Source organism: Corallococcus sp. 4LFB, assembly GCF_046520365.1.
Taxonomy (GTDB): Bacteria; Myxococcota; Myxococcia; order Myxococcales; family Myxococcaceae; genus Corallococcus; species Corallococcus caeni.
The window spans coordinates 1-2,031 of record NZ_JBKGHJ010000867.1 but is presented as its reverse complement, the minus strand read 5'-3'; the positions used below and the strand labels follow the sequence as shown (position 1 = coordinate 2,031).

The window sequence follows — 2,031 nt, the reverse complement described above, 5'->3', positions numbered from 1 at the left end:
AGTACATGGTGCCCTCCGCCTTCCTCGTCCTGGAGGCCCTCCCCCTCAACGCCAACGGCAAGGTGGACCGCAAGGCCCTGCCGGCACCGCAGGGCACCGCGCTCGCCTCCGCCTACGTCGCGCCGGAGACGGTCACCGAGGAGCAGCTCCAAGCCCTCTTCACGCAGGTGCTCCGCGTGGAGCGCGTGGGGATCCACGATGACTTCTTCTCGCTCGGGGGTCACTCGCTGCTGGCCACCCAGCTCGTCTCCCGCGTGCGGGCCACCTTCCGGCGTGAGCTTCCCGTGCGCGCGCTGTTCGAGGCCCCCACCGTGGCCGGGCTTGCTCAGCGCATCGACGCCTCACGGACCTCCGCGGTGCAGGCCCCGCCGAGCATCCCCCGGGTGCGCGCCACCACGGCGCCGCTGTCCTTCGCGCAGCAGCGGCTCTGGTTCCTGGATCAGCTCACTCCGGGAGATGCGTCGTACAACATCTCCAGCGCGCTGAGCTTGAAGGGCCGGGTGGACGTGGAGTCCCTGCGCCGCGCCTTCGAGTCGCTCGTCCAGCGCCACGAGGCCCTGCGCACCACCTTCCACGAGCACCAGGGCCAGGCCACCCAGTCCATCCATCCTCCGAGTGGATGGACCCTGCCCCTGCATGACCTGTCCGCCCTGCACGAAGCGCGGCGCGAAGCCGAAGCACGACGCCTGGTCACCGAGGACGCCCGCCAGCCATTCCAGCTGGAGGAAGGGCCGCTCCTGCGCACCGCCCTCGTGCGACTGGGAGCGGAAGACCACCTGTTGCTCGTGACGATGCACCACATCGTCTCCGACGGTTGGTCCATGGGGGTCCTCGTCCGCGAGCTGGTGGCCCTCTACGAGGCTTTCAGTGCGGGCCGGAGCCCGCCGCTCGCGCCACTGCCCATGCAGTACGCGGACTTCGCGGCCTGGCAGCGCCAGTGGCTCCAGGGCGAGACGTTGGAGGCGCACCTCGGCTACTGGAAGCAGCGGCTCGAGGATGCGCCGGCTGCGCTGGAGCTGCCCACGGACCGTCCGCGTCCGCCCGTGCAGTCGCACCGGGGCGCCAAGGTGGACGTGCGCATTCCCGCGGAGGTTGCCCACGCACTCAAGACGCTGGCGGGGCGCGAGGGCGCCACACCCTTCATGGTGCTGCTCGCGGCCTTCCAGGTGCTGCTGTCGCGCTACGCCGCACAGGATGACGTCAGCGTGGGCACGCCCATCGCGGGCCGGACGCAGGCGGAGACCGAGGGCCTCATCGGCTTCTTCGTCAACACCCTCGTCCTGCGCGCCCACGTTGAGCCGCGCGCGACGTTCCGCCAGCTGCTCGCCCAGGTGCGCGGCACGACGCTCACGGCCTACGAGCACCAGCACGTGCCCTTCGAGAAGCTGGTGGAAGCGCTCCAGCCCGTGCGGGACACCAGCCGCAGCCCCCTCTTCCAGGTGATGTTCGCCCTGCAGAACACGCCCACCGAGCCGCTCCAGCTCCCGGGCCTCTCCCTGCGGCCACTGCCCCTGGAGGCCCACTTCGCGAAGTTCGATCTCACGCTCTCCCTGCAAGAGGTCCGGGAGGGGATGGTTGGCACGCTGGAATACGCGACGGACCTGTTCGACGCGGAGACCGTGCAGCGCATGGCCGGGCACTTCGGCGTGCTGGTGGAGGCCCTCGCGCAGAAGCCGGACACACGGCTGAGCGACCTGCCCCTGCTCACCGGCTCCGAGCGTCAGCAACTCCTGATCGACTGGAATCCTCCCGCCGCGCAGACGCCGCACGAGCCCAGCATCTCCGCGATGGTGGAAGCCCAGGTGTGCCGCACTCCGGACGCGCTGGCCGTCATCACGCCCGAGCGGCAGCTGACGTACCGCGAGGTGGATGCGAAGGCGAACCAGCTCGCCCACCGTCTACGAGGCCTCGGCGTCCGGCCCGAAGTCCGCGTCGGCCTCTGCGTCGAGCGCACCGAGGATCTCGTCATCGGCGCGCTCGGCATCCTCAAGGCCGGTGGCGCCTACGTGCCGCTGGACCCCAGCTACCCGC

Annotated in this window: 1 protein-coding gene; it reads left to right on the top strand. The window is 70.7% G+C overall.

Annotated features, from left to right (window positions below; genetic code table 11):
- Positions 1 to 2,031 (top strand): condensation domain-containing protein (locus tag ACLEQD_RS42120; protein WP_410391579.1); only part of this gene is annotated, 2,031 nt, incomplete at both ends.